At 65.1% G+C, this 17946-nt stretch carries 18 protein-coding genes and 1 tRNA gene; 14 read left to right on the top strand and 5 right to left on the bottom strand.

From position 1 onward, the window contains the following. Positions 1-3 precede the first annotated feature (3 nt). The 3 genes from NSO95_RS00255 to NSO95_RS00245 all read right to left on the bottom strand — a co-directional run bounded on the left by NSO95_RS00255 (position 4) and on the right by NSO95_RS00245 (position 3770). On the bottom strand, positions 4-2028 hold the full coding sequence (locus NSO95_RS00255; RefSeq protein ID WP_257594125.1) for an FAD-dependent oxidoreductase: 2025 nt from the start codon (positions 2026-2028) through the stop codon (positions 4-6). Beyond that, positions 2025-3524 (bottom strand): NAD(P)/FAD-dependent oxidoreductase, encoded by a 1500-nt coding sequence (locus NSO95_RS00250; protein ID WP_257594124.1) that lies wholly within the window; start codon positions 3522-3524, stop codon positions 2025-2027. The genes NSO95_RS00255 and NSO95_RS00250 overlap by 4 nt, the downstream gene beginning before the upstream one ends. 169 nt (positions 3525-3693) lie before the next feature. Further along, a tRNA-Arg gene (locus NSO95_RS00245) sits at positions 3694-3770 on the bottom strand. 128 nt (positions 3771-3898) lie between these two features. Here NSO95_RS00245 and NSO95_RS00240 point away from each other — a divergent pair. From NSO95_RS00240 to NSO95_RS00200, 9 genes are all read left to right on the top strand, one after another. After that, a complete protein-coding gene (locus NSO95_RS00240; protein ID WP_257594123.1) occupies positions 3899-4300 on the top strand; it encodes a hypothetical protein in 402 nt (133 codons plus the stop codon). Positions 4301-4386: 86 nt separating this feature from the next. Next, positions 4387-4896, top strand: a complete 510-nt coding sequence (locus NSO95_RS00235) for an MmcB family DNA repair protein (RefSeq protein ID WP_257594122.1) — start codon at positions 4387-4389, stop codon at positions 4894-4896. Between the two features lie 34 nt (positions 4897-4930). Then, positions 4931-5653, top strand: a complete 723-nt coding sequence (locus tag NSO95_RS00230; protein ID WP_257594121.1) for a sterol desaturase family protein — start codon at positions 4931-4933, stop codon at positions 5651-5653. A gap of 23 nt (positions 5654-5676) precedes the next feature. Continuing rightward, positions 5677-6075 carry a DUF2141 domain-containing protein gene (locus NSO95_RS00225; RefSeq protein ID WP_257594120.1) on the top strand — a complete coding sequence of 133 codons (399 nt, stop codon included), beginning with the start codon at positions 5677-5679 and terminating at the stop codon, positions 6073-6075. Positions 6076-6215: 140 nt separating this feature from the next. Beyond that, positions 6216-8129 carry a PAS domain-containing protein gene (locus NSO95_RS15385; RefSeq protein ID WP_436278012.1) on the top strand — a complete coding sequence of 638 codons (1914 nt, stop codon included), beginning with the start codon at positions 6216-6218 and terminating at the stop codon, positions 8127-8129. A 74-nt stretch (positions 8130-8203) separates the two neighbouring features. Next, the gene (locus tag NSO95_RS00215) at positions 8204-9139 is read left to right on the top strand and encodes an alpha/beta hydrolase (protein WP_257594119.1); all 936 of its coding nucleotides are present in this window, start codon (positions 8204-8206) and stop codon (positions 9137-9139) included. Between the two features lie 10 nt (positions 9140-9149). Next, positions 9150-10505, top strand: coding sequence for a M48 family metalloprotease (locus tag NSO95_RS00210; RefSeq protein ID WP_257594118.1), 1356 nt, complete (start codon positions 9150-9152; stop codon positions 10503-10505). Between the two features lie 10 nt (positions 10506-10515). Continuing rightward, complete coding sequence (locus tag NSO95_RS00205; RefSeq protein WP_257594117.1) at positions 10516-11214, top strand: DsbA family protein; 699 nt, start codon at positions 10516-10518, stop codon at positions 11212-11214. Continuing rightward, complete coding sequence (locus NSO95_RS00200; RefSeq protein ID WP_257594116.1) at positions 11211-12203, top strand: M48 family metalloprotease; 993 nt, start codon at positions 11211-11213, stop codon at positions 12201-12203. The genes NSO95_RS00205 and NSO95_RS00200 overlap by 4 nt, the downstream gene beginning before the upstream one ends. 3 nt (positions 12204-12206) lie before the next feature. On the opposite strand, the gene NSO95_RS00195 is transcribed toward NSO95_RS00200, so the two are convergent. Beyond that, the gene (locus NSO95_RS00195) at positions 12207-12821 is read right to left on the bottom strand and encodes an HD domain-containing protein (RefSeq protein ID WP_257594115.1); all 615 of its coding nucleotides are present in this window, start codon (positions 12819-12821) and stop codon (positions 12207-12209) included. A 106-nt stretch (positions 12822-12927) separates the two neighbouring features. Between NSO95_RS00195 and NSO95_RS00190 the strand changes: the two genes are divergently transcribed. The 4 genes from NSO95_RS00190 (at position 12928) to NSO95_RS00175 (ending at position 16751) form a co-directional block, all read left to right on the top strand. Beyond that, on the top strand, positions 12928-14136 hold the full coding sequence (locus NSO95_RS00190; RefSeq protein WP_257594114.1) for a sensor histidine kinase: 1209 nt from the start codon (positions 12928-12930) through the stop codon (positions 14134-14136). 3 nt (positions 14137-14139) lie between these two features. After that, complete coding sequence (locus NSO95_RS00185) at positions 14140-14937, top strand: LytR/AlgR family response regulator transcription factor (protein ID WP_257594113.1); 798 nt, start codon at positions 14140-14142, stop codon at positions 14935-14937. 261 nt (positions 14938-15198) lie between these two features. Continuing rightward, a complete protein-coding gene (nadC, locus tag NSO95_RS00180; RefSeq protein WP_257594112.1) occupies positions 15199-16059 on the top strand; it encodes a carboxylating nicotinate-nucleotide diphosphorylase in 861 nt (286 codons plus the stop codon). Then, positions 16056-16751, top strand: coding sequence for a ribonuclease T2 family protein (locus NSO95_RS00175; protein ID WP_257594111.1), 696 nt, complete (start codon positions 16056-16058; stop codon positions 16749-16751). Before nadC ends, NSO95_RS00175 begins: the two co-directional genes overlap by 4 nt. On the opposite strand, the gene NSO95_RS00170 is transcribed toward NSO95_RS00175, so the two are convergent. Next, positions 16748-17203 (bottom strand): nucleoside deaminase, encoded by a 456-nt coding sequence (locus NSO95_RS00170; protein ID WP_257594110.1) that lies wholly within the window; start codon positions 17201-17203, stop codon positions 16748-16750. The two genes, NSO95_RS00175 and NSO95_RS00170, sit on opposite strands and share 4 nt — an antisense overlap. Before the next feature lie 149 nt (positions 17204-17352). On the opposite strand from NSO95_RS00170, the gene rpmB reads away from it, so the two are divergent. After that, positions 17353-17649, top strand: a complete 297-nt coding sequence (rpmB, locus tag NSO95_RS00165) for a 50S ribosomal protein L28 (protein WP_257594109.1) — start codon at positions 17353-17355, stop codon at positions 17647-17649. Positions 17650-17946: the final 297 nt, after the last annotated feature.

Raw genomic sequence — 17946 nt, 5'->3', positions numbered from 1 at the left:
CCTTCAGCTTTTGACGCGCCAGCGGCGCTTGGCGGTATTGCCGTTCGCGGCTGCATCGCGCACCGCCCCGAATGCGCGCCCGGCAATCCCGGCGATTTCGCCCGCGATGCCTTCGAACGCCTTGGCCGCGCCGGTTTCCGGCACCGGTCGCTCTTCACCACCGAGGTGCGAGGCGGCATAATCGGCGATTTCGCCCAGCACCATCAGCGCTGCCGCGCCGAGGCCGATCGCTTCATCGCCCGGATCCTCCTCGTCCTTGTCGACCAGACTGCGGTAGAACCAGTAGGCTCCTTCACCCGCTTCGGTCGCGGCCTTGGGCAGCACCAGCGCCAGGTTTTCCACCAGCGTCGCCAGTGCTTCGCCGGCGCGGTCGTCGCCTGCAGCCTTCGCGGCGCGATACTGGTCCAGCGCGACCAGCGCATAGGCAGCATAGGCGGAAGGCAGCAGCAGCAGCTTCGCCGCGCGGAAGGTGGTCGGCGAATAGACCCGGTGGGGCACATCCGCGATCTCCTTGCCGCGCTGCAGGCCAGTGATCCGCGCGTCCTGCGCCTGCACCGCCGCCGCCGCCAGCGTGCCGCTCTGCACCGCCCCTTCCATCGTCGCCATCTCGACATCGGTGCGGCACAGGTCCCCGCCGAAGGCGAGGCGCGGCAAGGTCTCGGGATAGGCCGCTGCGGGCCGGAAGGCCCAGCTTCCGGTATCGTCGAGGAACAGCTTGTGGTGGGCATTGAGCCGGATGTGGGTCTTGGCCCAGTCGACGATGCAGTCGGGGTCGCCCCAGCGCGCAATCCCTGCGAACTGCGGATAGTATCGGGCGAATTCGGCCAGCATCAGCATCGCCGCCTGCTCGGGGTCTTCCGACGGGATCGCATCACCATCCGACGCGGCGACGACCAACGCGGTCTTGCCGCCGAACAGTTCGGCGGGCCACAATTGCGATATGTCGAGTGCGGTGAGGCCGTAGTTCGACCCCGCGAGCCCGATATTGTCGGCCGGGAAACCGTCGAGCTTCACCCTGAGATAGAGATCGAGCACCGGGATCGCCGAACTCGTCAGGCGGCGCAGATTGGCGAGCTCCGGCTCGGCATCGACGATCCGGCTGCCCGCAATGCCGGATGTGCGGCACATGACGAGGTCCGCCATCGCCTCATGCGGCACCGCCAGCACCCCATAGTCGAAAGCCTTGGTTTGCGTCCGCTTCGCACCCTTCGTCTGCCACCGCAGGATCGGGCGATGATCGCTGTCGAGCCGCACCGATTGCACCGCGCAGCCGGTGCGAATGGTGCAGCCGAGCGCCTCCAGCTTGGCGCGGAAGGGTGCGATCAGCCCGTCGTTGAGGCTGTTCCTCAGCAGCCAGTCGAAGGGCGAATGATCGGGGAAACGCAGGCTGTGCTGGAGGAAATTGCCGTAGGTGGGCGCGGAGGTAACGTCGCTGTCGATCGACCAGACCAGCGTGAGCAGGTAATTCTGCATCGCCGCCACCGCTTCGGTGGCATAGCCGCGCGAATAGAGGAACCCGTTGACGTCGAGCTTGCCGAGCTGGTTGAGCCCGTCGCGGTCGAACTGCTGCGAGGCGAGATCGACCCCCGAATAGCCGAGCAGCAGCAGCTCGGCCGGCGACATCGCGCCCGATTTGAGGTTTGCAAGTAGCGCCTCGATCGAGGTCGGGTTGAGCATGGTGACATAGTCGCCCGAGCCGGGTTCGCGCAGCAGGCTGCCCGGATGGGCGACGAAATGATCCTCTCGGCTGAGCCCGAGGTCGTGTTCGAACAACTGCCAGAAATTGGCGTACCAGTCGCAGAACATATGCGGGTAAACATCGTGCTCGACCCCGTTCACCCGCTCGGACGCGGTGTTCCCGCCAAGCCGATCGTACCGCTCGAACAGCGTGACCTTGAACCCCGCCTGCAGCAGCTTGAGCGCCGCCGTCATCCCGCCGAGGCCGCCGCCGATTATGGCAACTTCGGGCGCGGCAGCTTTCGGGGCCGGTTTCTTCGCGGCGGCTTTGGGCTTGGTTCTGGTGGTCATGATTGCGCCTCGAGGAAAGCGATGGGGCCGCGCAGGCGGGGGTTCTCGTCCATCAGGAAGGAAGGGCCAAGCGTGCCCATCGCGCGCACGATATCGCCCAGCCACGACAGGTGCCAGCCGAGGTCGTGCGCGGTCGAGGCGCGCCAGCCACGTTGCCAGGCGAGCAGGTCCTCCACCGCGCCGTTGCCAGTAAAGCCGCGCCCGCTTATCGCGTCGACGAAGGCCGCCGCGCCGCCGCGCAGGAAATGCTCAGCGAGGCTCCACAGCAATTGCCCGGTCATCGCCAGCGGCTGGACGTTGAGCCCGCCGAAGCTGGTACCCGAAATCTCGCCGAAGCTGCGTTGGACCTGCGCCCGCTCGAAGCCCTTGCGGGTGCCGATGAACATGCTCTCGTGGAAATGGCGGTTGCGCAGCAATTGCGCGAGCAGCACGAGATAGCGCATCGCCGGGTCGAAATAGGCGCGGAAGTCGCGCTCGAAGCTGGCAAATTGTGCTTCGTCGAACCGCCCCGCCTCGAGCGCGAGCGCCACGCTGTGCGCGCCCAGAATCGCGCTTTCCATCCCCTGCGTGATCCCCTCGCCGGTCATCGGATCGACGAAGCTGCCCGCATCGCCGATCAGGATTCCGCCGTCGAAATGGTTGCGCGTGATCCCGCCATACATATGCACCGCGCCGCCCAGCGGCTTCGACGCGACGCGCGCATTGCGGCAGCCGGGGTGGCGGAAGCGCAGCCGCTCGACCGCATCGCGAAAGCAATGCTGGACCGACATGCCGAAGCGGTCGCAGGTCTCGGTCAGCAGGCCGATCCCCATGTTGGCGCGCCCGCCGGTCATCGGGAACATCCAGCCGTAACCCGGGATCTGGTCCTCGTCGAACCAGATGGTAGCCTCGCCTTCCTCAATTTCGAGATTGTCGAGATAGACCCGCTGCGAGGCGCCGATATGCCGCCGGTCGGTGCGGCGCAGATCCTTGGTCTTGGCGACCATCGACTGCACCCCGTCCGCGCCGACGATTACCGGCGCTTCGAGGCGCAGCTCTTCCTTGCCCTGCCGCGCGAACAGGATGTTGCTGTCGCCCTCGCGCTCGAGCACCTTCGCCGCGGCACCGCGAAACACCGTCGCACCTGCATCCTCTGCGTTCTGCAGCAGCACCGTGTCGAGCTGGTCGCGCGGGATGATGTAGCCGTGCGGAGGCATGCCATGCGCGCCGTCGTAATAGGGGATTTCGCCGTGATAGGGCAGCCGCGCTTCGTAATAGACCCGGTTGCGGGTGATCGGCAGCCGCTTGCCGAGATCGAGCTGCGGAATGCAGCCTCTATGCTCGAGGATCCGCAGCCCGGCCGGTTCAACGAAATCGCCGCACACCTTTTCGCGCGGGAATACCGCCTTCTCGACCACCGCGACCTTGATCCCGCGCGTCGCGAGCGCCCAGCCCATCGCCGAGCCTGCCGGTCCGCCTCCCACAACGATTGCGTCGAAACGCTGCGTGCGCGCCATCTGCCCCGGTTTGCCCCCATCGAACCCGATTCTGTAAAGATACTTAACAGTCGGGCGGATTATGCAAAGCGTAGACAAGAGAAGTGCGTGGAATTCTCGCAATCGGCTTTCGGGACGAGGGAACCAACGATGCCGTCACGGCATCAAGCATTCCGGCCGTAGAAAATCATGGCGCACCCGACAGGATTCGAACCTGTGACCTCTGCCTTCGGAGGGCAGCGCTCTATCCAGCTGAGCTACGGGTGCCAGACCCATGGGGCCGAACGAGCGGGCGCTTAGCAAAGGGGGCAGCGGCTTTCCAGCGCAAACTCTCGCCAGGCACGCGCGCCTTACCATTAGCGATTTGGCAAGCCGCTGCGGGCTATGCCTCCAGCATGTCCACCGAAGGCACCAAATTCGCAAGACCGGCCGATTCGGCCGCCGCGCGTGGAGCGTCGAGCCTGATGGCACGTCAATGGGCTGCGGTGCAGGAGGCTGCGGGCGCGGTCGCGATGCTCGCCGGACTTGCGCCGGAGAAACCGGGCCCGCGCGAGCGCAACTTCATCGCGCAGGTGCAGGCGCTGGGCGGTGCGCGGCTGAAACTGGCGGAAAACCACGTGGCCGATATGTCCGCCTTCATGCAGCCGGGACTTGCCGCACTGCTTGCGGTCAATGCGCGCGGGCAGGACGCAACCGCACCTGCGCTAGCTCTATGGCGAGAGTTCTGGTGCGCCCGCGAGGCGCTTCTGGCGCTGGCACCCGATCCGGGTGCAATGGGTCCGCCGCGCAGCGCATAGGCCGCCGCTGGCTTTCGATGGCTCGCGAGGCCTGTCCGCCCGCTCCCGGACCTTGACCATGTTCCCGCTATGTTCCAGACGGGGGCATGGCTTCGATCGTCCCTTCCGATTCCCTGACTGCTCTTACCCCGAGCGCCCTCGATGCATCGTCTGTGGCGCGCGGGATCATGCGCCTGTTCGCGCGCAACGATATCTGGGTCCTGCCGGAAATGCCGCTCCGCAACGGGCGGCGCGCGGATCTGATGGGGATCGATGCCAAGGGCCATGTGGTGATCGTCGAGATCAAGGTGAGCCGTGCAGACCTGCTGGGGGACGGCAAGTGGCCGGACTATCTCGAGTTTTGCGACCGCTTCTATTGGGGCGTCCCAAGCGATCTCGATCGCGCGCCATTGGACAGCGCCGGTTTCCTGCCCGAATGCTGCGGGGTGATCGCGGCCGATGGATACGATGCCGAAATCCTGCGCCCCGCTCCCAGCCGTCCGCTCGCCGCAGCGCGCCGCAAGGTCGAGGTCGAACGGCTGGCACGTGCCGCGCTGCGCCGGGCGGTGGTGGCGGCCGATCCGGCTTGCAGCGCATGGGGGCAACAAGCGGGCTGACAATGCGTTGCGCTATCGTGCATAGCGGCAGGCGATGACCGCTGCGATCCTTCTTTCCGCATTGGCGATGACGCTGATCGTCGCGCTGCGCTATCTCGCGACGAGCGGCCTGTTCGCCTGGGCGACCGAGCGGGTGAAACCGGGATTCTATGCCAAACTTGGCCCGCAGATTCGCAGGGAAATCGGCTGGTCGCTCGCTTCGGCCGCGATCTACGGCGTGCCGGCGGGCGTCGTCGCCTGGGGCTGGCAAAACCTTGGCTGGACCCGGATCTACAGCGGCTGGACGGACCTTCCGCTGTGGTATGCCCCGATTTCCGTCTTCGCATACCTCTTTGCGCACGACACGTGGTTCTACTGGACCCATCGCTACATGCACCGCCCCGCGCCCTTCCGGATCGCGCATGCGGTGCACCACGCGAGCCGGCCGCCCACCGCCTGGGCGGCGATGAGTTTTCACCCGCTCGAAGCGCTTACCGGCGCAGTGGTGATTCCCGCGCTGGTGTTCCTGATCCCGATCCATGTCGCCATGCTCGGCCTCGTGCTCGCCATTATGACCGTGATGGGGGTTACCAATCACATGGGGTGGGAGGCTTTTCCCCGTGCGCTTGTTCATTCGAGGTTGGGTAACTGGCTCATAACCGCTAGCCACCATCAGCGTCATCACGAGAGTTATCAATGCAACTACGGCCTCTATTTTCGTTTCTGGGATCGCCTGTGCGGGACCGACAAGGGACTGTCGGACGCCTATTTGCGCTGAGCGGCATCGTTGTTTGCGGATTGATGCTGCAGGCATGGACCACAGCTCAGACCGCGACGATCAAGGTCACCGTCACCGACCTGCGCAATACCAAGGGCGTGGTGCGCGCCTGCCTGACGCCCGACGAGGACGATTTCCCCAAATGCAAGAAGAGCAGCGCCAACAGCGTTGTCGTCCCAGCCGGGAAATCCGTCAGCCTGAGCTTCGCCGGCGTCAAGCCGGGCCGCTATGCAATCGCGCTGCTGCATGACGAGAACAACAACAACAAGGCCGACCGCGCATTGATGATGATGCCCAAGGAAGGCTTCGGCTTTTCACGCGACGCCAAGGTGCGGATGGGCCCGCCGAGCTTCGGATCCGCAGCTTTCACGGTCGAGAGCGGCACTTCGAGCCAGTCGATCCGGATGCGCTACATGCTTTGACGGTTCACCGGATTCAGGACCATCCGGCGCTGCAGCGCGAATCTGCGATCGGTTCCGGATCGCAAAGCACTTAACGCAATGTTTACTATGGTCAGCGACAAGGCACCTTCGGATGAATACGAAGGGGGCTTGCCAAGCTCATGGACACGTTGCGCGGAAACTTCGGGCTGACCGGTGAAAGCGACGACGAGCGCAACTGGGACAGCGGCGAAGACGAAATCGGTCGTGAGCTGCCCCCGGCGGCAATCGGCACCGACGAGCGCCGGATGCAGGTGCGCGCCTACAACCACTGGGCGAGCTTGCTGGCCGACCGCGCCTTTCCCTCGATCGAAGATCTCGAACCGGAAAACCTGCCGGATTTCGGGCCGTTCAGCGTATTGCTCGACTTTACGGCGGGAATCGAAGACCCCGCGATCCAGTACATCGGCCGCGAGCTTGGCGAGGAGTGCGGGGCGGATATCGCGATCGAACGCCTGTCGGACGTGCCCAGCCGTTCGCTGCTCAGCCGCATCACCGACCACTATATGCAGATCCTTGCGAACCAGGCGCCGATCGGATTCGAGGCCGAGTTCGTCAACCAACGCGACGCGACGATCCTCTATCGCGGCATCCTGCTGCCCTATTCGAGCGACGGCGAAACCATCGATTTCATCTATGGCGTGATAAACTGGAAGGAGATGGCCGACCAGATCACCTCCGATGAATTGCTGCTCGAGATCGATCAGGCACTCGACCATGACGTCATCGCCGATGGCGAAGATGCATCTGTGCTTGAGGCGTCGCTCGACGACATCGCGCCGCCGCCTGTCGATCTGGCCGACGCGACCGACTGGGCCGATGGTCCGGGTGGCGGGATCGCCGACCTCGCGCCCGTAGCAACTGGCGAGGCCGAACTCGACGAAAGCGAATGGCCGGTGCCGCAATTCGGTTTGGACAGTGAGGACAGCGCTGGCGCGTGGCTCGATGACGACGATTGGTCCGACGCCGGGCATGACCCTGCGGCGATTGTAGGGGAAGACGCCGGAAAATACGCAGTCGACTACGGCAACAGCCCCGACGAGGACGAGGAATGCGAGGAAGACGATGCGGTCGTCTCGCGCCTCTCTTCACTGATTGCCCCGCGTACCGTGACACGAGATGCCTTCGAAGAGGATGAGGACGAGGACGACTTCGGCGACCAGCCGATGTTCGCCCCGCGCTCTCCCTTGCTGACCAAGAAGCAGGCCTTGCCGCCGGTCGAAGATTCGGTCGTTCGGGCGCAGGTCTCCTTCGGCAGGCCTTCGTTCGAAGACGAACCCGGCACCGCAGCCGAGCCATTCGACTTGGACGAGACGTTCGAGCCGCCGGTCGCGCACGGGGACGCACTGGAAACCGGCGCAAACCCCGGTTTCGTCGAAGCCGGCAGCCAGCTCGATGACGTATCCGAAGCCATGGCGATCGTGCCCGATCCGCAAGCCGGCCTGTATGACTGTCTGGCAGAAGCGCGCGAGCTGGCGCTTGCGGCACATTCGTCGGAGGACCGTTCGCGCAGCGCGCTCTATGCGGCTGTCAGCCGGGCCTATGACGTCTGCCTTGCCGCCGAGGACGATCCCGAAGAATTCAGCGAACTGGTCGCCGAAAGCGGGCTGACGACGCAGGATCGCGCGCCAATGACCCCGGTGGTCAAGCTGGTGTTCGGCGTCGACTACGACAAGACGCGGCTCGCCGAATACGCCAGCGTGCTGGCCCATGCCCGCCGCTTGTCGGTGGGACGCGGCGAACTCGCAGGGTTTCTCACCCAGGCCGAGGGCGGCCTCAAGGGAGTCGTCCAGACCGAGCGCCGATTGCGCAAGGAAGAGGCGGGCAAAGCGGTTGCTCCCGCCGACGCTGTTCGCCCCTCGCTCGCTAAGAAGCTGCGCAAGCTCGAAACGCGCGAACTGGCCGACCTTTCATCTGAAGGTGCCGAATTCGGTGTGGTGATGATCCGCCGCCTGGAAGACGGGTCCATCGCCGTCTTGGGCGAGATCTCCGACGATATCGCACTGGTCGAAAAGGTCGCGCGCAAACTCGTCTGACACCGCGATAGTGCTTTATTCGCGCACGGCAACGGGTTAGCCCAGCCTGCATGATACGCAGGGGGCGCAAACGCATGGGCTGGACGCTCGCCATTATCGCAGCCCTTGGGATCGGCGGCTTTTTCGGGCTGCAGTACGCCATCGCCCGCAACGGCCCGGCGGTGCTCGACCTGGTCGACCGCGCGAGCGGCGGAGCGAGGGAAACCAAACTGCTTGTCCGCCATGTTTTCGGTGACTCCCCGGCGCAGAAGCTTGCGGTCTATGGGCCTGCGGCCAAGACCGCGGCACGACCCGTGCTGGTGTTCAGCCATGGCGGAAGCTGGCGCAGCGGCGATCCCGACGACTACGGTTTCTTCGCGCGCGCCTTCGTGCCCGAGGGCTTCGTCGTGGTTCTGGCCGGATACCGCCTGCATCCCGAAGGCGACTTTCCCGGCATGCTCGAGGATACCGCGAGCGTGATCGCCTGGACGCGCGCGAACATCGCGCAATATGGCGGCGACCCCGACGCGATCTTCGTCGCGGGCCATTCTGCCGGTGCCTACAACGCGGTGATGACCGCGCTCGACCCGCAGTGGCTCGCACGCGAGGGGCTGGAACCTGGCACGGTCGCCGGGGCGATCGGGCTGGCCGGGCCATATGATTTCTACCCCTTCGACAGCGATTCGACCCGCACCAGTTTCGGCAACGCACCCGATCCTGCGCGGACCACCCAGCCGGTCGCCTTCGTCAGTGCCGAGGCCCCGCCGATGCTGCTGCTGAGCGGCGAGCGCGATACCACCGTGAAGCCGCGCAACAGCCGCGCGCTGGCTGCGAAGCTCGAAGCCGCCGGAGTCCCGGTCGATCTGAGGCTGTACCCGGAAATGGATCATTACGACATACTGGTGAAGACCGCGAGCCCGTGGAACGACCGGCGGGTGGTCGACGCGGTCCGCGAATTCGCCTTGCCGATCGCCGCCACTCGCCGGGCGGAGGCAATGCCTTCAGTTCCGGTTCAGCGGGAATTGCGCTAGCACACCGGCCATGCGCTATCTCGCTCACCTGCTGGCCCTGCTCGCCGCCGCGACGCTATGCGCCCAGCCCGCTGCCGCCCAGTCGATCCTGCGCGATGCCGAGACCGAGGCGCTGCTGCAGGAAATGGCCGCACCGCTGGTCGAAGCGGCGGGGCTGGAACCGGGCAATGTCGACATTGTGCTGGTCAACGATCCGTCGATCAACGCCTTCGTCGCCGGGGGGCAGGTGGTCTATATCCATGCGGGATTGATCGAAGCCGCAGACACCGCCAACGAAGTACAGGGCGTGATCGCGCACGAGCTCGGTCACATCACCGGTGGCCACATCATCCGCCACTCCGACGGGGCGAACGCGGCGAACAATATCTCGATCCTGTCGATGCTGCTGGGCGTCGGCGCGGCCCTCGCGGGGGCGGGCGATGCTGCGATGGGTATCCTGATGGCCGGCCAGCGTGCCGCCATCGGCAAATATCTCGCCTTCAGCCGGGTGCAGGAAAGTTCGGCCGATGCGGCAGGGGCAGAGTACCTCTCCAAGGCCGGTATCACCGGCAAGGGTTCGCTCGACTTTTTCAAGAAGCTGCAAAACCAGGAATTCCGTTACGGCATCAGCCAGGACGACGACCAGGCCTTCGTGCGCACCCACCCACTGTCGGGCGACCGGATTTCGACCTTGCGCGAGAGCTACATCGCCGACCCGGCGTGGGATGCGGCTCCCGATCCCACCCTGCAGATCCGCTTCGAGCGGGTGAAGGCGAAGCTGTTCGGCTATGTCAACGACACCAGCCGCACCTTGCAGAAATATCCCGAAAGCCGCACCGACGTGCCGGCGCGCTATGCCCGCGCCTACGCCTATCACAAGGTCGCGCTGATAGACCAATCGCTGGCGGAGACCGAAGCCCTGCTCGCTATGGCGCCCGACGACCCCTATTTTCTCGAGGTGAAGGGGCAGGTGCTGCTCGAGTCGGGGCGCGCGGTCGATGCGCTCGAACCGCTGCGCAAAGCGAGCGCGCTGACCGGCAACCAGCCGCTCATCGCGACCCTGTTCGGCCATGCGCTGATCGCGACCGAGGACAAGGCGAATTACGAGGAAGCCGAGCGCGTCCTGCGCGCCGCAGTCGCTCGCGACCGGCTCAATCCCTTCGCCTGGTACCAGCTCGGAGTGGTGTATGACGCCAAGGGCGACATGCCGCGCGCGCGGCTCGCCAGTGCGGAGCAGCAGGTGATGACCGGCCAGTTCCCCGCAGCGCTCGCCAGCGCTCAGGTGGCCGAGGCGGGGCTCCCGGTCGGCTCGCCTGATTGGATCCGCGCGCAGGATATCGGCTTGCAGGCGCGCGCCGCGCTTGAAGAGGCGCGCGACCGTCGCTAGCGCGCTGGCTATGGGCAATTTCCGCACTTCGGCTTTCGTCGCGCTCCTGGCGCTGGTGTTCGGTTTCATTGGCGCCGGTGCATGGCAGGCGGTGTTCGGCCATCAGCAAACGCGCGAATACTTGCTGGAGAATCCCGAAATCCTGCGCGACCTGGCCGACAGTTACGACCGCAAGCAGGCGCGCGAGCGGCTGGCGGATGTCGAACAGGATGTTTTCGTGCCCTTCCCCGGCGCAGTGCTGGGCAACCCGCAGGGCAAGGTCACGCTGGTCGAGTTCACCGACTACGGCTGCACCTATTGCCGCCAGAGCCGCGATCATGTGGCGGCGCTGGTCAAGGCCAACCCCGACCTCAAGGTGGTGATCCGTGAATGGCCGATCTTCGACGGCAGCGAGCAGGCGGCGCGGATGGCGCTCGCCGCCGCAAGACAGGGCAAGTTCACCGCCTTCCATGACGCGATGTTCGAGCTCGGCCCGCCGAGCGAGCAAAGCGTGCTCAAGGCCGCGGCGGCAGCCGGGATCGACATGGCGCAGGCAAATGCCTTCATGGCGTCGAAGGAAGCCGACTTCGAACTGGCGAAGAACATGGGGCTGGCGCGCCAGCTCGCCTTCACCGGAACCCCGAGCTGGGTTGTCGGCGACCAGGTGCTGCAAGGCGCGGTGGGCGAAGAGAAACTGGCCGAGGCGATCGCCGAGGCGCGCGGTTCGTGAGCCGCTGGCGAGCGGCCCCGGCGGCCCTCGCCGCGCTGCTGCTCGCCTCTCCGTCTTCCGCCACCGGCAAGCCCGACGAAGCGCAAGCGCGCTATGACGCTTTCCGTGCGGATTTCGCGCTCCTCGCCGAGCAGGACCTGCGCACGCAGTCGGTGGGCTGGCAGCTGTTGTCGGGCAATGCGCAGCTCTGCCCGGACAAGGCGGCGGCGAGCGGTCTGTTGCTGCAGGATGCCCGCGCCTACGGCTCGCCGGAGCTGGTGCGCCGGATGCTCGGCCTGCGCAGTGACATTTTCGTACAGCTGGTTGTTCCACAATCGCCAGCTTCGGCGCTGGCCTTGCCTCGTCATGCCGGCATCGCAGCGATCGACGGAGTGGACGAAGCCGGGTTCCTCTCTCCGGGCGACGAGGGCTGGGAACGGCTCGACCGGATCGAACGCGCGCTGGCCCAATCCTATACCGATGGCACAGCCGAGTTGACGCTGGCCGACGGACGGACCGTCAGCCTGCGACCGGACATCGTCTGCTACGGCCGGTTCGAGGTCGTCTCTGGCCGCGACGATGCCGGGGCAGACGGCGCGGTGGTGCGGGTCGGGCGCGATTTCCCCGGGTTCGGCTATCCGGAAGAGGAATTCGCCGCCGCACTGGCGCACGAGCTGGCGCACAATATCCTGCGCCACCCACAATGGCTGGCTGCCAACGGACGTAAGCGCCGCGACGTGCGCGAAACCGAACGCGAGGCGGACCGGATGATGCCGTGGCTGCTTGCCAATGCGGGTTACGATCCGGCGACGGCAGTGCGCTTCATGCGCCGCTGGGGGCCGAAGCATAATGGCGGGCTGCTGCGCAAGCGCACCCATGACGGGTGGGACGAGCGGGTCGAGCTGATCGAAGCCGAACTGCCGCTGGTCACAGATGCGCAAGCCGCGACCGGGACGGCCGACTGGACCATGCGGTTCAACCCGCGCGAAGTGGGCTACCTGCCGTTCTAATGCTCAGGCGGCTTCGTCGTCCTTGACATACATCGAGGCGAGCGGACGCGCGAGCACGCGGCGCACCATCGGTTCGAAGAATTCGAGCGGCTCACTGTCGTAATCCGGATCGAACGCGGCCTGGTCATATTTCTCGCAGAATTCGGCGCAGGCGTCGTAATAGGGATTGTCCGCATATCGATCGCGCAGATTGCGATCCATGCCGAGATGGTGGAAATAGTAATACCCCTGGAACGCGCCATGGTTCTGGCAGATCCAGTGCTCTTCCTCGGTCACGAAGGGTTTGATGATCGCGGCTGCGACGTCGGGATGGTTGAAGGTCCCCAGCGTGTCGCCGATATCGTGCAGCAGCGCCATCACCACATAGCGCTCGCCGCGCCCGTCGCGATGCGCGCGGGTGGCGGTCTGGCGCGAATGTTCGAGCCGGCACACGGGGAAGCCGCCGAAATCGCCTTCGAGCAGCTTGAGATGGTCGAGCACCCGATCGGCGAGGCCGCCGGCGAATTCGAAATATTGCTTCGAAATGATCGCCCAGTCTTCCTGCGTGCCTTCCTTCATCTCCCGGAACTTCGCGTGTTCGCCCTTGGCGTGCATCACATCGGCGGTCATGTCGTTCATGGCTCTCTCCTCAGGACCGCAGGATATCGCATGCCGCCGCCGCAGTAAAACATTTAGCGGCATTTGGCCAATGACCTTTGACCGGGTTTTGCGTTAAAGAGCAATGATGGCCGTGCTGCCTTTCCAACCGACGCCGTTCTTCGCGCAGAAGAACCGTGCATTCTGGAACCTGCAATTCGCGGGGTGGGGCGGGGTGTTGCTGCTGCGCTCGATCTCTGCCTTCGCCAACGGGCAGGATCTCGATTTCCTGCTGGTGATCCTGATCGCGACCATCACCGGTTTGTCGATCAGCCTGGTGCTTTCGGTGATCTACCGCCAGCTGATCAACCGCAAGCCGCTGGTGACGTGGGGTGCGACCGCGGTGATCCTTCTGCTCGCGGTGAGCCTTTATACCTTCATCGACAGCTGGGTGCTCGATCTCTACCGGCCCGACAGCGACGCGGGCTTCGCCCAACGCTTTCTCGGCCTGTTTTCCTATGATCTTGTGCTGCTCGGCGCATGGTCGGCGCTGTATTACGCGATCAACTTCTTTCTTCAGGTGGAGGAACAGGCCGACCGGCTCGAACGGCTCGAGGCGCAGGCGACCAGCGCGCAGCTGGCGATGCTGCGCTACCAGCTCAATCCGCATTTCCTGTTCAACACGCTCAATTCGATCAGCACGCTGGTGCTGCTCAAGCAGACCGAGCCCGCCAATGCGATGCTCACCCGACTATCGAGCTTCCTGCGCCAGACGCTGGTGACCGAGCCGGGCGGCAAGGTGACGCTGAGCGAGGAAGTCGAGACGCTCAAACTCTATCTCGGAATCGAGAAGATGCGATTCGAGGAGCGACTGCGGACCGAGTTCACCGTCGACCCGGAAGCCGCCAAGGCGCAGCTTCCGGCGATGCTGCTCCAGCCGCTGGTCGAGAACGCGATCAAATATGCGGTTTCGCCGCAGGAAGAGGGTGCGCGGATCAGCCTTGCCGCGCGTCTCGTCGGTCAAAGGCTGCGGGTCACCGTATCCGACACCGGCCCGGGCTTGCCGACCGACGGCAAGCGTCCCAGCTTTCCCGACGTGCTGACAGGAAACGGACATGCGGTTTCGACCGGGGTCGGGCTGGCCAATATCCGGGACCGGCTGGCGCAGGCCTATGGCGACGACCACCTGTTCGAAATTCGCGCCCCGGCAGCGGGCGGGTTCGCGGTGACGATCGAAATTCCGTTCGAAACTGCTGACGAAGAAGCCGACGCTCCTCCCCTCGGCGCCTCCGTTCAGACAGAAGACAATCCGCCACTGCTACCAGCCGCGGCCAACCGACATCCGATGGGAACCTGAGTAATGACTATCCGCACGATCCTCGTCGACGACGAGAAACTCGCCATTCAGGGCCTGCAATTGCGGCTCGAGCCCTATGACGATGTCGAGATCATCGACACCTGCGCCAACGGGCGCGAGGCGATCCGCAAGATCAAGACCGAAAAGCCCGACCTGGTCTTCCTCGACATCCAGATGCCCGGTTTCGACGGATTCAGTGTGGTCAAGGGAATCATGGAGATCGACCCGCCCTTGATCGTCTTCGTCACCGCCTATCAGGAGCACGCGATCCGCGCGTTCGAGGCCAATGCGGTCAATTACCTGATGAAACCGGTCGACGAGGACAAGCTGGCCGACACGATCGAACGCGTCCGCCAGCGGCTGGCCGAGAAGAAGAGCTCGGAAGAAGCCGAGAAGCTGATGAATGTGCTGAGCGAGGTCGCGCCCGAGGCGGCGGAGGAGTTCGTCGACAGCGAGAACGAGAGCACCGAACGGTTCGAAAAGCTGATCAACATCAAGGATCGCGGCCAGATTTTCCGGGTCGAGGTCGAATCGATCGAGCATATCGAGGCGGCGGGCGACTACATGTGCATCTACACCGGCGACAATTCGCTGATCCTGCGCGAGACGATGAAGGATCTCGAACGGCGGCTCGACCCCAAGACTTTCCAGCGCGTCCACCGTTCGACCATCGTCAATCTCGACCAGGTCCGCCAGGTCCGCCCGCACACCAATGGCGAATGTTTTCTGGTGCTGTCGAGCGGAGCGGAAGTGAAGGTCTCGCGCTCGTACCGCGATGTAGTTGCGCGCTTCGTGCATTGATTCGGTTCGTGCTCTCGCCGCCGCGCGAGCGTCCTCGGCGCTATTCCCTTCGCTTCGCTACGGGGCACCTGCGGGCGGCCAGTCGGCCTTGCGGACCGCTGGTCGCGGACCCGACCATTCCAAGCCATACTGGCTTCACCCGGTTCCGGGTCGCGGCAGCCAGAGCGCGACTGCGCGACGCCCGGTAGGGCGGAAGCCTAAGGCGGCCGGATGGCCCCGCCGGCGCTTGAGGCAAAGCAAAAAAACGGCCAAAGCCGAGCCATGAGCTTCACCCTTCCCGGCTTCGACCTCGACCGTTTCATCCGCGACACGCTGGCGGAGGACCTCGGCGAGGGCCTGTCTGGCGGCGGGAGTGACGTCACCTCGGAAAGCGTGATCCCCGCCGAAGCGCGGTTTGCCGGGGTAATGGACAGCCGCGATCCGATCGTGGTCGCAGGCCTGCCGGTGGCCGAGGCCTTCTTTCGCGCGCTCGACCCCGCGATGACGATCCAAATCCTGGTCGAGGAAGGCGCGCAAGTCGGCCCCGGCACCGACCTGATGCGGCTCGAAGGCAATGCCCGCGCGATGCTGACCGCCGAACGCAGCGCGCTCAACACGGTGCAGCACCTGTCTGGCATCGCCACCCTGGTGCGCGACTATGTCCGGGCGATGGACAACCCCGCCTGCACCCTGCTCGACACCCGCAAGACCATTCCCGGCCTGCGCCATCTCGAAAAATACGCCGTCCGCATGGGCGGGGGCAGCAACCACCGGATGGGCCTGTGGGATGCGGCGATGATCAAGGACAACCACGTGCTGGTCGCCGGCTCGGTCGGCGAAGCCGTGCGCCGCGCGGTCGCTGCCGGAGTGACTGAAATCATCTGCGAGGTCGACCGGATCGACCAGATCGAGCCTGCGCTGGCAGCCGGGGCGACGCGGCTGCTGCTCGACAATATGGAGCCTGACACGCTGCGCGAAGCCGTGACGCTGGTCGCGGGCAGGGTCCCGACCGAAGCCAGCGGCGGGATCAACCTGCAGACGATCCGGGCCAAGGCCGCGACCGGGGTCGATTACGTGTCGGTCGGCCGCCTGACCCAAAGCGCGCCCGCGGCAGATATCGGGCTGGACTTCACCCCGCTGTGAAATGGCTGGCGGCATTCGTCGCGCTGGCGCTTCCGGCTGCCGCCCATGCGCAAGCCTACCAATGCCGCATGCCCGAACGGATTTCGCTGCCGAAGATCACCCCCGAAGCCCGCGAGCGGCGCTTGCCCGTTACCGGCTATACCCTCAGCCTCAGCTGGAGCCCCGAGTTCTGCAAAGGGCGCGAGAGCGAGGCGCGGCATGGCACGCAATGTTCGGGTCGCAACGGGCGCTTCGGTTTCGTCGTCCACGGCCTCTGGCCCGAAGGGCGCAGCAGCTGGCCGCAATGGTGCCGCACTGCGCGCAGTCTCTCGCCCGCCGAAGCACGACAGAACCTGTGCATGAGCCCCTCCGCCGCTCTGCTCGCACGCCAGTGGGCCAAGCACGGCAGCTGCATGACACGGCGGCCCGAGACCTACTTCAAGGTCACCCGCATCCTTTGGAACGGCGTGCGCATGCCCGATGCCGATGTCCTCTCGCGCGAGAAGAAGGTCACCGCCGGCCGCCTGCGCGAAGAGTTTGCCCGCCTCAATCCCGGCTGGCCGGCAGCTGCGGTGGGCGTGAAACTCAACTCGCGCGGCTGGCTGGAAGAAATGCGCCTGTGCTACGACAAGCGCTTCATGCCGACCAAATGCGATGCCCGCCGGTTCGGAGCGAAGGACAGCGCGGCGATGAAGGTGTGGCGGGGGCTTTAGCGCCGATCCCGGAAAAACGATCGCAGGAGCTCCACCGCTTCTGCCTCGCCAATGCCCGAATAGACCTCCGGCCGGTGGAGACATTGCACTTGCTCGTACACAAGCGCGCCGTGTTCGACAGCGCCGCCCTTGGGATCGCTCGCGGCGTAGTAAAGCTTTCCGATACGCGCGTGGCTGATCGCGCCCGCGCACATCGCGCAGGGTTCGAGCGTGACCCACAGCTCGCAGCCCTCCAGTCGTTCGTTGCCGAGCGCCTTGGCCGCCATGCGGATCGCGGCGATTTCGGCGTGGGCGGTCGGGTCGTGATCGGCGCGCGGGCGGTTGCCGCCGCTGCCGATCACCGCGCCATCCTTGACCACCACGGCACCTACCGGCACTTCGCCAGCGGCTGCCGCCTCGCGGGCGAGCGCCAGCGCCTGCTGCATCGGTTCGGGGATCGGCCAGCGTGACATTGAATACGGCGCTAGCGACCCGGCCGCCAACCCGCAATCCGCTTGACGATTCGGACCCTCACCGCTATGCGCGCGCCTTTCCGGGCAAAACCCGACCATCAGCGGCCATCGAATCGGTGGCCCCCAACCTTGAGCGAACGAGAGATAGCATGTCGCGCATTTGCGAACTGACCGGCAAGGGCCGCCTGACGGGCAACAACGTCAGCCACGCCAACAACAAGACCAAGCGCGTCTTCCTGCCCAACCTGCAGAACGTCACCCTGCTAAGCGAAAAGCTGGGCCGCGGGTTCAAGTTCCGCGTGTCGACCCACGGCCTGCGTTCGGTCGAACACAATGGCGGGCTCGACAACTGGCTGCTCAAGACCAAGGACGAGAAGCTTTCGGCAGGCGCGCTCAAGGTGAAGCGCGAGATCAAGAAGGCGACCAAGGCGGCCGAAGCCGCGTAAATTTCGATGCTGTCGGCGTGTTTGTGCCGACTCGATGTGGGAGAGGCCGGAGTCGGCCCCCGTAATAGAATCGGGCGCGTGGACTGACCACGCGCCTTATTCTTTTCCGGATTGCGTCGATTGCAATCAGACAGCACAATCCCCCCTCTACTCCCTAACCTTGTCATTCCCGCGAAGGCGGGAATCCACGGAACCGGGCCCGCCCTGGATCCCCGCCTTCGCGGGGATGACAAACACTGGGGGACGTCACAGGACAGATAAGCAGCGCGATTGCATGGTGCACAATCGCCTTTATCC

This window comes from Parerythrobacter lacustris (genome assembly GCF_024626475.1).
Classification (GTDB): Bacteria; Pseudomonadota; Alphaproteobacteria; order Sphingomonadales; family Sphingomonadaceae; genus Parerythrobacter_A; species Parerythrobacter_A lacustris.
This window is presented reverse-complemented; position numbering and strand designations above follow the sequence as displayed.